Consider the following 14,640-nt stretch of genomic DNA (forward strand, 5'->3'; position numbering starts at 1 on the left):
TTAAGTACGAATTGTACATTCAATTTTTAGCTTTTGAATGGAGCAAATGGCGTAGACTCCAGCGGGGGAAGAAGCGACATTGTTGAGACCCCGCAACGAAGTGAGGAGGCTCAAGGTCGCCCCGCGGAAAGCGAAGCCATTTGCGGAAATCAAAAGCGGTGTCTTAACAATATCTAAAATTAAGAACTTTTTCAGTGGCCTCGGCGAAGCCGAGGAGGCTCAAGCACCGCCCCTAGGAAAGCGAAGCCATTTTGCGGAAATCAACAGCGGCGTTAAAGGATCTAACTTATTTAACTCTTAACCGAATACAATCATCACAAAGGTTGCCACAACAGAACATCTTTTCTTGAGGTACATAAAAGCGGTGTCTGTAAACAAAAAGGCCTTTATCTCTTCGCACAAAATGCGTCTCCACCGTTACTTTCTTCTTATGCATCGCTACTTTAGAACAAACTCCAATAAAAGATCTTCCTTTTTCCTCCCAACCAGAAATATGATCAGGATCAACCTCTATATATAGAAAAGGAATACCAGCTACATGTTTTCTGAAACAGCAAATGACTATATCATTTTTATCTAGTTCCTCTAAAAAAACATTCCAAATCTGTTCCAGCTCCATGGAAAACGCCCTTTCTTTCTATGTTAATGATCGAAATATTCCCCAATAGGTGAGTTTAAAGTATGTCATAATATTTCCATTCATGCTAAACTATAATAAAAACGTGGATTAATCTTCTTAAAGGGGTAAATTATATGCTATCACAAAGACAAGGCATTGTAGTGTGGCTCCATTCATTGAAGCAAGCCAAGCTGCTTAGGCGCTATGGAAATGTCATCTATATATCAAAAAAATTGAAATATGTTCTGTTCTACTGTAACAGTGAGGATACGGAAGTATTAGTGGAAAAGCTAAATAGGCAATCGTATGTAAAAAAGGTAGAAGTTTCTCATAAGCCTTCCATTAAAACTCATTATGAAAACTCCAGACCGGACAAAGCAAAAGAGTATGACTATAAGATGGGCTTATAAAAAAAAGCAGTACAAACTTAAGTAATTAGGTTTTGTACTGCTTTTTTTTATTAACTAAAGATGTCCGACACTGATATGTTTCATGATTACCTTAAAGCGGGAATATAATGATTTAACCGCAAAATTCCAATTAAATATTGAAAGTAAAGCTCTTTTTCTGCGAAGACTTCAGTAGGTTTTACTTCGAATTGAATGATTTCCTTATCTAACTCTGTTGCCAAAGCTTGAAAAAGATCAGCGCGTTTATTCCGTTGGAATTGGTGGTTCGGAATTCCTTCCAAACTGATGTAAAGAGCTTGGAAATCACCAGGGTTTGTTGGTTTCATGACAACAACAAAAGATGATAATTTTCGTTCATTTTTCACTGTATGGAGCATGATAAGATGCTGCAGTCTATTTTTATTACTTCTTGCGAGCTCCATAAGTTCATATATATCAGAGTAGCCTTCCCCGAGTTCTATAAATCGTTGTATCATGTTATTTCTCCTCTCAACGTGCTTTACTCAAACATACTTTACCATGTTCCATTTGAAAATTGAAGAGAATATAATGCTTGAAGGAGGTATGCCGATGCTTTGGTTCACCTTGATTCTAATAGCAGGTTTGATCAGTTTGTATATTCATGACCATTTTTACGGGAAGAATGTTTCCCCGTCCAATAAGGGTCTACCTATTAAAGGGATGTTGGTAACAGGGATTTTATACTATCTTGTTCAAGAAGGTCTCTTAACCAAGGAAGAAGAAAAAGAATTAAAAGAAAGCAGTCTCGAAGAATTAGAAGGCTATGTTTCAGAGAAGGGCATCCTGAACCAGGACGAATGGGGAGAACTATGTTTATACCAATGTGAGACAAATGAGAATGTGTTTGATCTCGACATGCCGACATAAATTACTGGACTAAATTCTGGTATGGTAATGAGCCGGTTTCTAGCTGTTGATTGGAGCAAAAGGCGAAGACTCCTGAGGGAGATAGCGCTAGGTGGAGACCCCGCAGGCGCAGCCGAGGAGGCTCCAGCAGCGCCCCTAGGAAAGCGAAGCCATTTGCGGAAATCAACAGCGTTGTATAATAGATCCCACAAAAAAACCCTGCTCGGATGTCCGGGCAGGGTCCTTCCATCCCTTGAAACTAATCAAGGTTAAGAAGGCAAAGGGAGAGGAGAAACCGGAGGAAGAACTTATGGGGAAACGTAAGTCTTCTCCGCGGTTGGCAACAACATCACACGAAAGGATGTTGTTAACAATAAGTATGAACCAAAAGGTGTAATGCTATACACAATTGATAAAACTAAATTGCGCCCGAGAAATGCTTTTGAAATTCATGTCGAATATGATAGGATATTGTTGATTGGTAATTTAGAAACAAAGTATGGTGAGAATATGAGAGTAGTTTCAGGGAAATGGAAAGGTCGACAATTGAAAGCGGTTCCGGGAATGAATACGAGACCGACGACAGATAAAGTGAAAGAGTCCGTGTTTAATATGATCGGTCCTTATTTTGACGGAGGTTTGGCGCTTGACCTGTTTGGCGGGAGCGGATCTCTCGGTATAGAGGCGTTAAGCCGCGGAGTGGACAAGGTGATTTTTGTCGACAAGGATGGAAAAGCCATCCAGACAATCAAGCAGAATATAGAAACTTTTCAAGTAGGGGAGCAGGTTGAAGTTTATCGAAACGATGCTGTCAGAGCATTAAACGCTTTAAAAAAGCGTGAAATCAAATTTGACTTAATCTTATTAGATCCCCCGTATAAGAAACATAACTTAGAAGAATTGATACATAAAATAAGCGATTTTGATCTTCTGGAACAAAACGGACTAATTATGGCAGAACATAGCAACGAAGTGGAGTTGCCTGAAATACTTGGTGCGTTTCAAAGAACAAGAAAGGAAGTCTATGGGTTGACGGTCATCTCCGTTTACCACCATAGCAGTGGAGAAAAAGGGGGAGAATGACGTGGCAAGTGTAGCAGTTTGTCCGGGAAGTTTTGATCCGGTTACTTTTGGGCATCTAGATATCATCAAAAGAGCTTCAAAAGTATTTGATAAGGTGTATGTTTGTGTATTGAACAACTCATCTAAAAAACCACTATTTACTGTTGATGAGCGGGTTGATATGATCAAGCAGGTGACTAAAGAGTTTGGAAATGTAGAAGTAGAAGAATTCCATGGCTTGCTTATTGATTATGCACACAGCAAGAATGCCAGTTCTATAGTCAGAGGATTGCGTGCTGTTTCTGATTTTGAATATGAAATGCAAATTACATCTATGAACAGGGTGTTAGATGAAAGTATTGAAACATTATTCATGATGACCAACAACCAGTACTCATTTTTAAGTTCAAGCATTGTGAAGGAAGTAGCGAAATACAATGGATCCGTTTCAGAATTAGTTCCGCCGACAGTGGAAGCGGAACTGAAAAAAAAGTTTACTAATAAAGATTAAACTAAAAGCTCTTATGAAAGATTTATTTAATTTTCATAAGAGCTTTTTTCTTTGTCTTAATTTAAGCATGTTCGTTTTTAACTGCTCCTCTTAACAGAAGCAACAGGTATATCCATAACATTGTAATCGTAAATATCGGACCATATGTCTGAAACAGACCAAAGGCGGTTTCCCAAAAACCTTCAGGCAAATATGGTGAAAAGACAGGAAGCTCTCCGTCAGCTGTTTCAAACCCTTTTAACTTTTGATTTAACGGGTGCCATAGAATAAAAGTAATGACTGCTGCAAAGATACCATGCAGGATACGGGCAAGAAAAAAAGGTTTAAAGCGAATATCAGACTCCGCCAGAATGCTTGCAACCTGTGCTTGAACGGAAAATCCACTGAAAGCGAGGAAAAAGCTTGTCACGATAATCTGTTCCATTAGACTGACCCCTGAAATTTCACTTGTCAGTTTTCCGCCAAGCGTTATTTCAAACAGGCCTGAAATGAGAGGATAACTAAGATCTTTTGAAATATCGAAAATTCCAAGTAAAACACTGATAATGGCTGCAAGTATTGCTGTAACGGAAAATAAGGAAAGCATGCTGTTTAACACCGAAAAGAGGATCAAGAATCCCCCCACCATTAATAGTGTCTGAACAGAGGACAATACCGCATCTCCAAGTAGCTTGCCAATAGGCTTATTGTTTTTTAGACGCGTTTTGTGTAATTCAGAAAAGGCTCTTCTGATGGAAACTTTTTGAGGGGTTCTAGAAAGGTCTTCTTGACGCTTGGAAACATAGTAAGGACCATAAAATCGCATAATTAAACCGACACAGATATTTCCTAAATAATGGGCCGCAGCAAGTATAATCCCGACCTTAGGATTGTGGAAAAAGCCAACAGCTATAGCACCAAAAATAAATAGTGGATTTGATGAATTGGTGAAGGAAACAAGGCGTTCGCCCTCGATTTGTGTAATTTGGTTTTCCTGACGCAGTCTCACTGTTAATTTCGCTCCAGAAGGATAACCCGACGCCATTCCCATTGCCCATACAAAACCTCCGACTCCAGGCACCCTGAAGAGTGGTCGCATTAATGGCTCTAGTATAACGCCGATAAAAGCCACAACCCCAAATCCGATCAGCAGTTCACTGATTATCAAAAAAGGTAAAAGAGAGGGGAATACTATATCCCACCACATATTAAGTCCCCTTACACTTGCTTGAAAAGAAGCTTGAGGGTTAAGAATAAGGGATAGTGTAAGCAGGGAAATAATAATAGCAAAAATAACTGTCTTGACTTTCGAATAGTCCAACCGATTAACCCCCTTCATAAGCATAAAAAACAAGTAATATATCCACTATTTCAAATTAAGAATTAGCTCTCCATTTCTTTTTTGTACAAGAATGAATGGGTTTTTGTTAGAATAATAATAATTACCCCTTGATTGGCAACCAGGTTTGTCCCGTCACCTTACCTTTCAATATACGTAAAAGGGATGGTGGAATAGAACCTAAAATGACCCAAGTCTTCACAGTTTGTTCACCAAGAAAAAGGATTAGCGTATGATAAATTAGAGGAATCAAAGGATAATGGTATAGGACTTGATAATTTGGTTGCTGTAAAGCTTAGGTGGCTGTACACAGCTTGAGGTGATAACTTGAAGGAACCTATAGTAGGAATAGCATTGGGATCTGGTGGGGCACGGGGTTTTGCACACCTTGGCGCACTGAAAGTATTGCAAGAAGAAAATATAAGCGTGGATCTTATCGCCGGAAGCAGTATGGGGGCACTTGTAGGAAGCTTCTATGCAATGGGACATGATATGGACCGCCTTTATAAAATTGCCACTGCATTTAAACGAAAGTATTACTTAGACTTTACTGTACCGAAAATGGGATTTGTAAGTGGAAACCGGGTGAAGGAACTTATCCGGATGTTCACTCAAAACAAAAACATTGAAGAATTAGACATCCCCCTTTCCATCGTTACGACAGATCTGGAAAAGGCGGAGAAAGTAGTTTTAACGAGCGGGCCTATATCGGATGCCGTAAGGGCAAGTATTTCCATTCCTGGAATTTTTGTACCTGAAAAGGTAAATGGCCGTTTGCTTGTCGATGGTGGAGTGGTAGACCGTGTTCCTGCTAGCGTAGCAAAAGAAATGGGTGCGGATATCGTTATAGCAATAGACGTTTCGCAAGTCAAAACGAATGAACCGGTTGACTCGATTTTCGATGTTATTTTGCAAACAATTGATATTATGCAAAATGAGTTGGTCAAACGAAGTGAAACTGAGGCTGATGTCATGATTAGACCTGCTGTTGCTCATTACAGTTCACGGGCATTTACCAACATTGAGGAAATTATCCGAATCGGTGAAGAAGCAACTAGACTGCAAATTCCCTATATTAAGAAGACGATAGAGGAGTGGAAGGAGAAACAGCAACATGAAAAGTAGATATTTTATGAGGTCCCTGCTAATTGGGATAGTGCTGGCGGTGGTCTTGAATTTTGTGACATTGCCTTATTATGTAACACGTCCAGGTGATGCACAGGAATTAAGACCGCTTGTATCTGTAGAAGGCGGGGATGAAGACGAAGGAAGCTTTATGCTGACCACGGTTAAAATGGGAAAGGCCAACATTTTTACGTATGCTTTTGCAAAAGTAAGCGAATACCAAAATATCTTCCCTATTAACCAGATCCGTGCTGAGGATGAAACGGATGAAGAGTATAACTACCGCCAGTTACATATGATGGAAAGTTCCAAGGAAACAGCTATAAAAATAGCTTATGAGAAGGCCGGTAAAGAGGTCGAACTTGTTTCTAAGGGAGTATATGTTTTTAGTGTAAAAAAAGGACTAGCAGCTGAAGGTAAGCTAGATATTGGCGACCGTATTACACATATTGATGGGAAAGAAACAGCTACAGCAGAGGAACTGATGGAAGTGGTCGGGGAAAAATCCATCGGAGACACAATAGAGCTCACTTATGATCGAGACGAGGAAGAAAAAACAACTTCCATTACATTAGGAGAGCATCCGGAAGATCCAGACCGTGCTGGCCTTGGAATCAGTTTATTGACTGATTACGAAATTACGATGGATCCACCTATTACCATAAATTCTGCACAAATTGGAGGGCCATCAGCAGGTTTAATGTTCTCCTTGGAAATATATAACCAACTTCTAGACGAAGACATTTCCAAAGGCTATGATATCGCAGGCACAGGAGCAATCAATGAAAAAGGAGAAGTGCTCCGAATCGGCGGCATCTCCCAGAAAATTGTTGCAGCCGATAACTCAGGAGTTGATATTTTCTTTGCGCCGAATGAAAAAGGTGTAGAAGGCTCCAATTATCAAGAAGCTCTTGTAACAGCAGAAGATATTAACACATCCATGAAAATTGTACCTGTAGATACATTTGAAGATGCGGTTGAGTATTTGGAGCAGTTGGAAACTAAAAGTGAATAAAGGGAAAACGCCTCACCATTTTTTGGATGAGGCGTTTTTCTTTTTTTAAAGATAAGGAAGTATAAAATCCTGTTGATTTCCGTTCCATGCGCTTCGCTTGTCTGCGGGCGGCCCGTAAGCCTCCTCACAACGCTTATGGCCACTGAAAAAGTCTTTGATGTTAGATTTTATTAAACCACCGCTGTTGATTTCCGCAAACGGCTTCGATTTCCACGGGGCGACCTTGAGCCTCCTCGGGCTACGCCCTGCGGGGTCTCAACATTGTCGCTACTCCCCCGTACGAGTCTCAGCTAACGCTCCAATCAACAGCGGAGCATTACCAAGTAACTAAAAAGGACCAGGCGATTTTTGCCCGGTTTTTCTTAGATGAACCTAGCTTCTGTTTCATCGTAGCGTATAGGCGGTTTGGAGAACTCCTGCAACATCCAATCACTCCGAGCAGGCTCTTGAAACTTCATGGCATAAGTATTTGTTGCTCGAATATCCATATCAAGCATTTCATTTTCCACACCAGAAACTTTAGAAAGTATGGGGATTTCCACTGCTTTTTTAATTTGCTTTAAATAGGCCTGTCCACGCTTTGACATCCCTAACAAACGAATATACTCACTTTGCTTAGAAGCGGAAACATGCAGCATTGTATCTTTCTTCGTATTGGTAAGAAGATGCGTGCACATACGCTGCAGTCTTGTCCACGTGTATCTTTTTGTTTTTAACTTTGTCATAAATTCATGGAAGGAGGAACTTTCTTTCATCGTATGTATTAACCTGTGTTCGAGACCTTCTTCGACTTCGTATATCGCTGAGAGCTCTGAGGGGGTACTACAGAGAATGCGATATTTAAGGAGGGTGAAATAATCCTCCCATTGATGAAAACTACCTACATGCTGTTTATAGTGGCCTAACAGATCATAAGTAGGTTCAGGCACAAACCTTTGGACCTTCTCAATGTTCCCGCTATTGTCAAAAAGATGTTTCCTTATGCTTGTTGCACTAGCAATGGGAGAATCATTGAATTCAGGATCATGATAGCCTGCACCGGTTCGTTCAATCGTACAAGGTCGCATAGAACTTTTTTGTTCTTGTATCGCTTTCACATAATGAAACCCAAGGATGTTATTTGGTTTCGTCAGATCTAAAACTTTTTCCTTGTTTTCTGTCAACCTTAAGAAGGCCAAGGAAGAGGCTTTTGGAAAACTGTACCCCTGTGCGATAAATTCTTGAACAAACGTATCATATGTTTCTTTATGTTCGTTCATCAATTGAATGGTACGTTCAAAATCCTGAATATTTCCCTGTTCGCTACCAAAGCAAACATTATCGCATTTTAATCCAGACAAAATAGAGATGGAACCACTAGCAAAAACTTCTGCTTTCTGGGTAGCAAATGCGTACGGCAACTCCACGACAATGTCAATGCCGTTAGAAAGGGCCATTTTTGTTCGGGTCCACTTGGAAACAAGTGCAGGTTCTCCCCGTTGAAGGAATTGTCCACTCATTACAGCAATAACAACTTCTGCACCTGTAAGTCTCTTTGATTCTGTCAAATGAAACAAATGCCCATTATGAAAAGGGTTGTACTCCACAATTACACCTAAGGATTTCATCTCACACCCACTCCAACTATATTTCATTCTTCAATTATTTACTTGGATACTTGTTCAAAATACGTTATTATGTCTATAATTATAGTGTAAAGAAAAAATATTGACAAATAAACATGCGAAAGCTATAATTACTTTTGTTGCCTTGAGGTGAATATCTTGTTGAAATGGACATTATTCCAGTTAAATCAGTTACAACATAAAGGTTTAGAAATCGATGAAACAGTTGATGTAAGTGAAATTACGGCACATAGTGAAATTCGATCTGTCAAACCAGTTCACGTAACTGGAAGAGCTGATTTAAGTTCAAAAAAAGCTACGTTTCATCTAACTGTGGAAGGTAGTATGGTTTTACCATGTTCACGTACGTTGGTTGATGTGGACTATCCTTTTACGATAAAAACAACTGAAACTTATCTTTTTCAGCCTGACGAGTATGAAACAGACGAAGAAGAGTTGCATACGGTCGAAGGAGACGTTGTCGATTTAATTCCAATTATTCGAGAAGCGATTATCCTCGAAGTGCCGATGCAAGTGTTCAGTGACTCTCCCGATAAGGAAGAGGCAGCTCCCCAATCCGGTAAAGACTGGGGCGTCATTTCAGAAGAGGAAACACAGGAAAAAGTGGATCCAAGACTTGCAGGACTGGCTAAGTTTTTTGAGAAAGACAAAGAGTAGACATTACATGATGTAGTAGATGCTCATTTTTTAAGGAGGTGGGAAGAATGGCTGTACCTTTCAGAAGAACGTCTAAAACTGTAAAAAGAAAGCGTCGTACACACTTTAAACTACAAGTTCCTGGTATGGTAGAATGCCCAAGCTGCGGTGAACAGAAATTATCACACCGTGTATGCCCGGCATGCGGTACTTACAAAGGGAAAGAAGTAGTAAATAAATAATAAAAAAAGCATAGGGCTGATGCCTTGTGCTTTTTTTATTTGACTTCCTTTCTAAGTGACTACAAATATTCCCCACACCCGCCAATAAATAAGTTAAAATAAACACAATACTCCAAAAAAGGTGGTCCGCAAAATAATGACAGATACGAAAGTCCACACTCACATAGATGAAGACCAATTCTTCTGGTTTACCATCAACCGTCCAGACAAACGACATGCCATCGATTATGATGTCATGAACGAATTAAAATCTTCACTAAAGCAAGTAAGAGAAAACCATGCCATAAGAGCTTTCATCATCACGGGAAATGGAAATCAATCCTTCTGCTCCGGTGGGGACCTATCCGTATTTCACGCATTACATACAAAAGAAGAAGCCTATAGCATGCTTTCAAAAATGGGAGAAATATTATATAATCTCATGACCTTGCCGGTGCCAACCGTTGCTTTAATAAATGGTACAGCAATTGGGGGAGGATGTGAAATTGCGTCGGCATGTGATCAGCGCTGGGCTGTTTCTCATGCAAAGCTCGGATTTGTTCAGGGAAGACTGGGCATAACCACAGGTTGGGGAGGAGCGAGCATGTTAATGGAAAAGGTGCCACATGCGAGTGCGATTAAAATGCTGTCGTCAGCAAGTACATATACAGCAAGTGAAGCAGTGGAGTTAGGCTTTATCCAAAAAGCAGTCTCATTTTTTGATTCCCGGTCATTACGAGAGGAGATTGCAGTTTCTTCCGCAGTATTAAGAAGCTATAAAAAAAGTTTCATATCAAAGTGGGAACAGTCAGCTTTAAAAGAAAGAATGCTAGCTGAGATAGAGCAATGTTCTATCCTTTGGGAACAAGATGAACATCACGATGCCGTAAAAGCGTTTCTAGAAAACAAGAAAAAATAAGAGAATATAGGGCATTTTACATAACGTTTAGTCTATCTTTTCTATTACACGCATATGTATAGGGTAAAAAAGTGTGTTAGGGGGATAGCAATATGTCTACTGTTCGTCAAGATGCTTGGACTCAAGATGAAGATTTATTGTTGGCGGAAGTGGTTTTACGATATATAAGAGAAGGTGGCACCCAATTGACTGCGTTTGAGGAAGTGGGGAAAAAGCTTTCTCGAACATCTGCTGCATGTGGTTTCAGGTGGAATTCTTATGTGAGAAAACAATATGCAACAGGAATTGAACTGGCAAAGAAACAACGTAAAGAGCTAAAGAAAGAGCAAGCTGCTCCACAGCCGGTTGCCTTTGAAAATACTTATAATGCAATTAATAATAAATTGTATGCAGGTGATAACCTGACAATATCGGCAGTGATCGGTTATTTGAACCATCTGGAGCAACTAGAAAATGAATATACAAAAATCAAAGAAGAGAATTGTAGCTTAAAAAAGAAAGTGGAACAGCTAGAAGCGGACATTAAACATCTAGCAGAGGCTAAGCTGGAACTGGAATCATCCATGAATTTGGTAGAAGAAGATTATCGGGCTTTAATCGAAATTATGGAGCGTGCCCGGAAAATGGTCGTACTGCAGGATGATGAAAAAAACAAAAAAGTGAAATTCCAAATGGATCGTAACGGAAATTTGGAGAGAGTGGAAAAATAGCACCTTAAGCTTGAGACCATCCTTAACTAGGGTGGTTTTTTCCGTTAGTTAATAATAATTATAGTTAAAAGAATACATATTAAATTATTAGTTGTATAATGAAGAAGTAATGGAATGGAATGATCTGGATGGTTCCTGAAAGGGGAGGTATCATGCCTGAAATTAATACTGAGCACCCTGTCCTTCTTTTTGATGGGGTATGTAATTTGTGTAATTCAATGGTGACTTTTGTGATAAAACGTGATCAAAACGCTACTTTTAAATTTGCTTCGCTTCAATCTGAAGTGGGACAAACCATCTTATTGGAGCACTCTCTCCCTTTGGACCAGTTTGATAGCTTTTATTATGTTGAAGGCAAGAAATTATATACAAAGTCGACAGCGGCTTTAAAAGTGGCAAAAAAATTAGATGGCGCGTGGAAGCTTTTCTATCCATTGATCATTATACCTAAACCTTTAAGAGATATAGTTTATTCCTTTGTTGCGAAAAATCGATATAGATGGTTCGGAAAGAAAGACGAATGTATGTTGCCCAATCCGGAAATGAAACAAAGATTTTTATAGGAGAGGAAGAGAGTAATGAGCACTAAAACACGATTGACTGGCTCGATATTTCTTTCGAAACTAATTACGCAATATGCATTTATCCATGAAAAGACTGTGGGGGAAACAGCCGGAGAATATATTCGCCAAATAGGATTGAGAACAGGGGAATGGATCGAGGACTTTTATGGTAACAGAGAAGATGATTGGTCTGTAAACAAATATGCAGAAGTGATTGTAGAATTGAAAAATTCCATTGGTGGGGAATTCTATGTCTCATCCATTACTCCTGAGTATGTCATTGTAAAAGCGAACCGCTGTCCTTTTGGCGAAATGGTAAAGGATGCTCCACATCTTTGTAATATGACTTCTAGTGTTTTTGGGGGTATTGCCTCACGAAAGTTTGGCTACGGGAAAGTTGATTTGAAAAAACGGATAGCCATTGGTGACCTTGGCTGTGAAGTGGTTATCTATTTTAAAGCAAATGAATTCAGCAATGGAGATGTTTATGAAAATCTACCTCGGACACCTGAAAATGTAGACCCCTTTCAATGGAAAAATGAAACGATTGTGTTGTTGAATGAGGAGCTGCTTAAAAGTGATGAACTGGTCGTCAAGTTATTGGACGAATTGGAAAGCTTGAAAAAACAGGTGCAAATGGGAAGAAATTAATTTAAACCAAAGTAAAAAGGTAATTGCCTGGGTTGAGGCAATTACCTTTTTTTAATTAATCGGTTGTTTCCTCTTTAGTGGAGAGTCTTTCTTGAGCCTTGACTCCTTCTGGATACCACACAAGCGGGTTTTCCCCTAGGTCGCGTTCCACATCATAATGCACAGAGGTGAACCCCATGCGATTCCAGAAGTCAGCTGATTTCACACGGGGGTTCGTTTTGATTGGAAGTCCAAAACCTTTTGCGAAATCAACCAGTTCTTTTCCAAAACCTTTACGCTGGTAGTTTGATAATACTTCTAATTTCCATAACTCTAAATAATCTTGACGAGGTTCAAAATATTTATCAAGCTCTTTGGAAACTCGGTACAGGCTCATCCTTGCCACAAGTTTTTCACCATAATAAATACCGTAAAATGGTGATTCGCTGTCATTTTCGATAATGTTATCTTGGAGATCTTCCAACATAGATAGTTCCTGTATGCCGTATTCCCTAAACTGTTTGAACTCTTCCAGTGTTTTATAGTTAATTGATAGTTTTTTAACAGTCATGTACATTTCCCCCTTGAATATCTCTAATTTAAGCGCTTACCACTATACATATTAAGCAGAATGGTTTATTTTAATATTAATTATATAACAAAAAAACAAAAAATTCTGCAATAATTTTAGAAAGCGCTTGCAATTAAAGAAGGAAATCGAGGAATTATGTAGAAATAGTAGTTTGTTAGGGATTTAAATTGCAAGTTCTTTAGAAAGGGGATTACTCCATGCAAAAAATACTGATTGCTAATCGAGGAGAAATTGCAGAACGAATCATACGAACATGTCAACGATTAGAGGTAGAAACAGTTGCTATATATTCGGACGCTGATAAAGATTTGCCATATGTTCAGCAAGCGACAGTAGCAAGACATGTAGGTGAGGCCCCGCCTCAAAAATCTTATTTAAATGTAGAACGGATTTTGGAAATCGCGAAAGAAGAAGACGTGGATGGTGTCCACCCAGGGTACGGTTTCTTATCGGAAAATGGGGAGTTTGCACAAGCGCTCCATGATGTAGGACTGACATTTATTGGTCCAAGTGTAGACGTCATCAAATTAATGGGAGATAAATTATCATCTCGCAGAGCCATGATTAAAGCTGGCGTCCCTGTCGTTCCTGGCTCTGAGCAGCCTGTTGAATCATTAGAGGAAGCGTTGGTTCTTGCAGAGAAAATCGGTTTCCCTGTTATGTTAAAAGCCAGTGGCGGTGGCGGTGGAATTGGAATGCACCGCTGTGAAAACAGAGAGGATATTGAAAATACCTTCGAGCAGACCAAGAAACGAGCGAAAGCTTATTTTAAAAATGAAGATATGTTTATTGAAAAATACGTTGGGAATGCCAAGCATATAGAGGTGCAAATCTTCGGAGATGCCCATGGAAATGTCGTACATATGTTTGAAAGGAACTGTTCTGTTCAAAGACGGAATCAAAAGGTAATTGAAGAAGCGCAAAGTCCTGCTATGAGTGAAGAGACTCGAAAGAAAATTTGTGAAGCAGCTGTTTTGGCTGCCAAAGAAGTAGATTATAAAAATGCAGGAACAGTTGAGTTTATCATGGATGAAGAGGAAAACTTCTATTTCCTTGAAATGAATACAAGACTTCAAGTTGAGCATCCGATAACTGAATGCATCACCGGCCTTGATCTTGTAGAGTGGCAGCTTCAGGTGGCGGCCGGGGAAAAGCTTCCATTGCAACAAGATGAAATCACAAGCAATGGACATGCAATAGAATTTCGCTTATATGCAGAAGATCCAGTCAAATTCTTTCCTTCACCTGGGCTCATTACTAAATGGCACCTTCCAAGTGAAGAAGGAGTCAGAGTGGACAGCGGATATGGTCCAGATTTAAAGGTAACACCATTTTATGACCCTATGATTGCTAAAATAATCGTTTCAGGTGATACAAGAGAAGCGACAATTGAAAGGGCTAAAGAATATTTAACGGCTGCTTCGGTAGAAGGGATAAAAACGAATCTTCCGTTTTTAATTCGTGCCATTGAGACGGATGAATTTGTCTCGGGTCAATATCATACAGGTTTCATTCAATCGATGAATCCAATTACAACTTAAAATCAATACAACAAGAGATTGGGAGGAAATTAAGATGAAAAAAGTAGAAGCGGCAATGGCAGGTACAGTTTGGAAAGTGTTAGTGGAAGTGGGCGACGAAGTAACAGCTGGTCAAACAGTTATCATTTTAGAATCAATGAAAATGGAGATCCCTGTGGAAGTGATGATGGACGGCAAAGTAGCATCCATTTCAACAGCAGAAGGGGAATTCGTAAATGATGGAGATGTGTTACTGGAGTTGGAATAGTCTTTTACAACGTTGAGAAGAAAGCGGGG

General features: G+C 39.6%; 19 protein-coding genes. 14 read left to right on the forward strand and 5 right to left on the reverse strand.

What is annotated here, in order from left to right:
- Positions 1-286: 286 nt before the first annotated feature.
- The gene (locus M313_RS22725; RefSeq protein ID WP_010193015.1) at positions 287-619 is read right to left on the reverse strand and encodes a hypothetical protein; all 333 of its coding nucleotides are present in this window, start codon (positions 617-619) and stop codon (positions 287-289) included.
- Between the two features lie 134 nt (positions 620-753).
- On the opposite strand from M313_RS22725, the gene M313_RS0104850 reads away from it, so the two are divergent.
- Complete coding sequence (locus tag M313_RS0104850) at positions 754-1,029, forward strand: YlbG family protein (protein ID WP_010193017.1); 276 nt, start codon at positions 754-756, stop codon at positions 1,027-1,029.
- Between the two features lie 86 nt (positions 1,030-1,115).
- On the opposite strand, the gene M313_RS0104855 is transcribed toward M313_RS0104850, so the two are convergent.
- Positions 1,116-1,505, reverse strand: coding sequence for a DUF7147 family protein (locus tag M313_RS0104855; RefSeq protein WP_010193018.1), 390 nt, complete (start codon positions 1,503-1,505; stop codon positions 1,116-1,118).
- A gap of 94 nt (positions 1,506-1,599) precedes the next feature.
- Between M313_RS0104855 and M313_RS0104860 the strand changes: the two genes are divergently transcribed.
- The 3 genes from M313_RS0104860 to coaD all read left to right on the forward strand — a co-directional run bounded on the left by M313_RS0104860 (position 1,600) and on the right by coaD (position 3,469).
- Entirely contained in the window at positions 1,600-1,917 is a 318-nt protein-coding gene (locus M313_RS0104860) for a hypothetical protein (RefSeq protein ID WP_010193019.1), read from the forward strand.
- A gap of 489 nt (positions 1,918-2,406) precedes the next feature.
- Positions 2,407-2,979, forward strand: coding sequence for a 16S rRNA (guanine(966)-N(2))-methyltransferase RsmD (rsmD, locus tag M313_RS0104865; protein WP_029326342.1), 573 nt, complete (start codon positions 2,407-2,409; stop codon positions 2,977-2,979).
- Between the two features lies 1 nt (position 2,980).
- Entirely contained in the window at positions 2,981-3,469 is a 489-nt protein-coding gene (gene coaD, locus M313_RS0104870) for a pantetheine-phosphate adenylyltransferase (protein WP_010193023.1), read from the forward strand.
- Between the two features lie 61 nt (positions 3,470-3,530).
- On the opposite strand, the gene spoVV is transcribed toward coaD, so the two are convergent.
- Positions 3,531-4,787 carry a dipicolinic acid transporter SpoVV gene (spoVV, locus tag M313_RS0104875; protein ID WP_034774366.1) on the reverse strand — a complete coding sequence of 419 codons (1,257 nt, stop codon included), beginning with the start codon at positions 4,785-4,787 and terminating at the stop codon, positions 3,531-3,533.
- Between the two features lie 327 nt (positions 4,788-5,114).
- Between spoVV and M313_RS0104880 the strand changes: the two genes are divergently transcribed.
- Positions 5,115-5,912 (forward strand): patatin-like phospholipase family protein, encoded by a 798-nt coding sequence (locus tag M313_RS0104880; protein WP_010193026.1) that lies wholly within the window; start codon positions 5,115-5,117, stop codon positions 5,910-5,912.
- Entirely contained in the window at positions 5,902-6,927 is a 1,026-nt protein-coding gene (locus M313_RS0104885) for a SepM family pheromone-processing serine protease (RefSeq protein ID WP_010193027.1), read from the forward strand. The genes M313_RS0104880 and M313_RS0104885 overlap by 11 nt, the downstream gene beginning before the upstream one ends.
- 362 nt (positions 6,928-7,289) lie before the next feature.
- On the opposite strand, the gene M313_RS0104895 is transcribed toward M313_RS0104885, so the two are convergent.
- Positions 7,290-8,534: a nucleotidyltransferase gene (locus tag M313_RS0104895; RefSeq protein WP_010193029.1), complete on the reverse strand. Its 1,245-nt coding sequence runs from the start codon at positions 8,532-8,534 to the stop codon at positions 7,290-7,292.
- 159 nt (positions 8,535-8,693) lie between these two features.
- Between M313_RS0104895 and M313_RS0104900 the strand changes: the two genes are divergently transcribed.
- From M313_RS0104900 to M313_RS0104925, 6 genes are all read left to right on the forward strand, one after another.
- Positions 8,694-9,209, forward strand: coding sequence for a YceD family protein (locus M313_RS0104900; protein WP_010193031.1), 516 nt, complete (start codon positions 8,694-8,696; stop codon positions 9,207-9,209).
- 47 nt (positions 9,210-9,256) lie between these two features.
- Positions 9,257-9,430 carry a 50S ribosomal protein L32 gene (gene rpmF / locus M313_RS0104905; protein ID WP_010193033.1) on the forward strand — a complete coding sequence of 58 codons (174 nt, stop codon included), beginning with the start codon at positions 9,257-9,259 and terminating at the stop codon, positions 9,428-9,430.
- 136 nt (positions 9,431-9,566) lie between these two features.
- A complete protein-coding gene (locus M313_RS0104910; protein ID WP_010193035.1) occupies positions 9,567-10,328 on the forward strand; it encodes an enoyl-CoA hydratase/isomerase family protein in 762 nt (253 codons plus the stop codon).
- A gap of 92 nt (positions 10,329-10,420) precedes the next feature.
- Complete coding sequence (locus M313_RS0104915) at positions 10,421-11,038, forward strand: RsfA family transcriptional regulator (protein WP_010193037.1); 618 nt, start codon at positions 10,421-10,423, stop codon at positions 11,036-11,038.
- Between the two features lie 152 nt (positions 11,039-11,190).
- Positions 11,191-11,601 (forward strand): thiol-disulfide oxidoreductase DCC family protein, encoded by a 411-nt coding sequence (locus tag M313_RS0104920; protein ID WP_029326344.1) that lies wholly within the window; start codon positions 11,191-11,193, stop codon positions 11,599-11,601.
- 15 nt (positions 11,602-11,616) lie between these two features.
- Positions 11,617-12,252, forward strand: coding sequence for a methanogen output domain 1-containing protein (locus tag M313_RS0104925; protein WP_010193039.1), 636 nt, complete (start codon positions 11,617-11,619; stop codon positions 12,250-12,252).
- A gap of 55 nt (positions 12,253-12,307) precedes the next feature.
- Here M313_RS0104925 and M313_RS0104930 read toward each other — a convergent pair whose 3' ends face one another.
- Positions 12,308-12,808 carry an N-acetyltransferase gene (locus tag M313_RS0104930; protein ID WP_029326345.1) on the reverse strand — a complete coding sequence of 167 codons (501 nt, stop codon included), beginning with the start codon at positions 12,806-12,808 and terminating at the stop codon, positions 12,308-12,310.
- 212 nt (positions 12,809-13,020) lie between these two features.
- Between M313_RS0104930 and M313_RS0104935 the strand changes: the two genes are divergently transcribed.
- Entirely contained in the window at positions 13,021-14,364 is a 1,344-nt protein-coding gene (locus tag M313_RS0104935) for an acetyl-CoA carboxylase biotin carboxylase subunit (protein WP_010193041.1), read from the forward strand.
- Between the two features lie 34 nt (positions 14,365-14,398).
- Positions 14,399-14,611, forward strand: coding sequence for an acetyl-CoA carboxylase biotin carboxyl carrier protein subunit (locus tag M313_RS0104940; RefSeq protein WP_010193042.1), 213 nt, complete (start codon positions 14,399-14,401; stop codon positions 14,609-14,611).
- Positions 14,612-14,640: the final 29 nt, after the last annotated feature.

This window comes from Bacillus sp. m3-13, assembly GCF_000175075.1.
In the GTDB taxonomy this organism is placed as follows: domain Bacteria; phylum Bacillota; class Bacilli; order Bacillales; family Bacillaceae_I; genus Sutcliffiella_A; species Sutcliffiella_A horikoshii_C.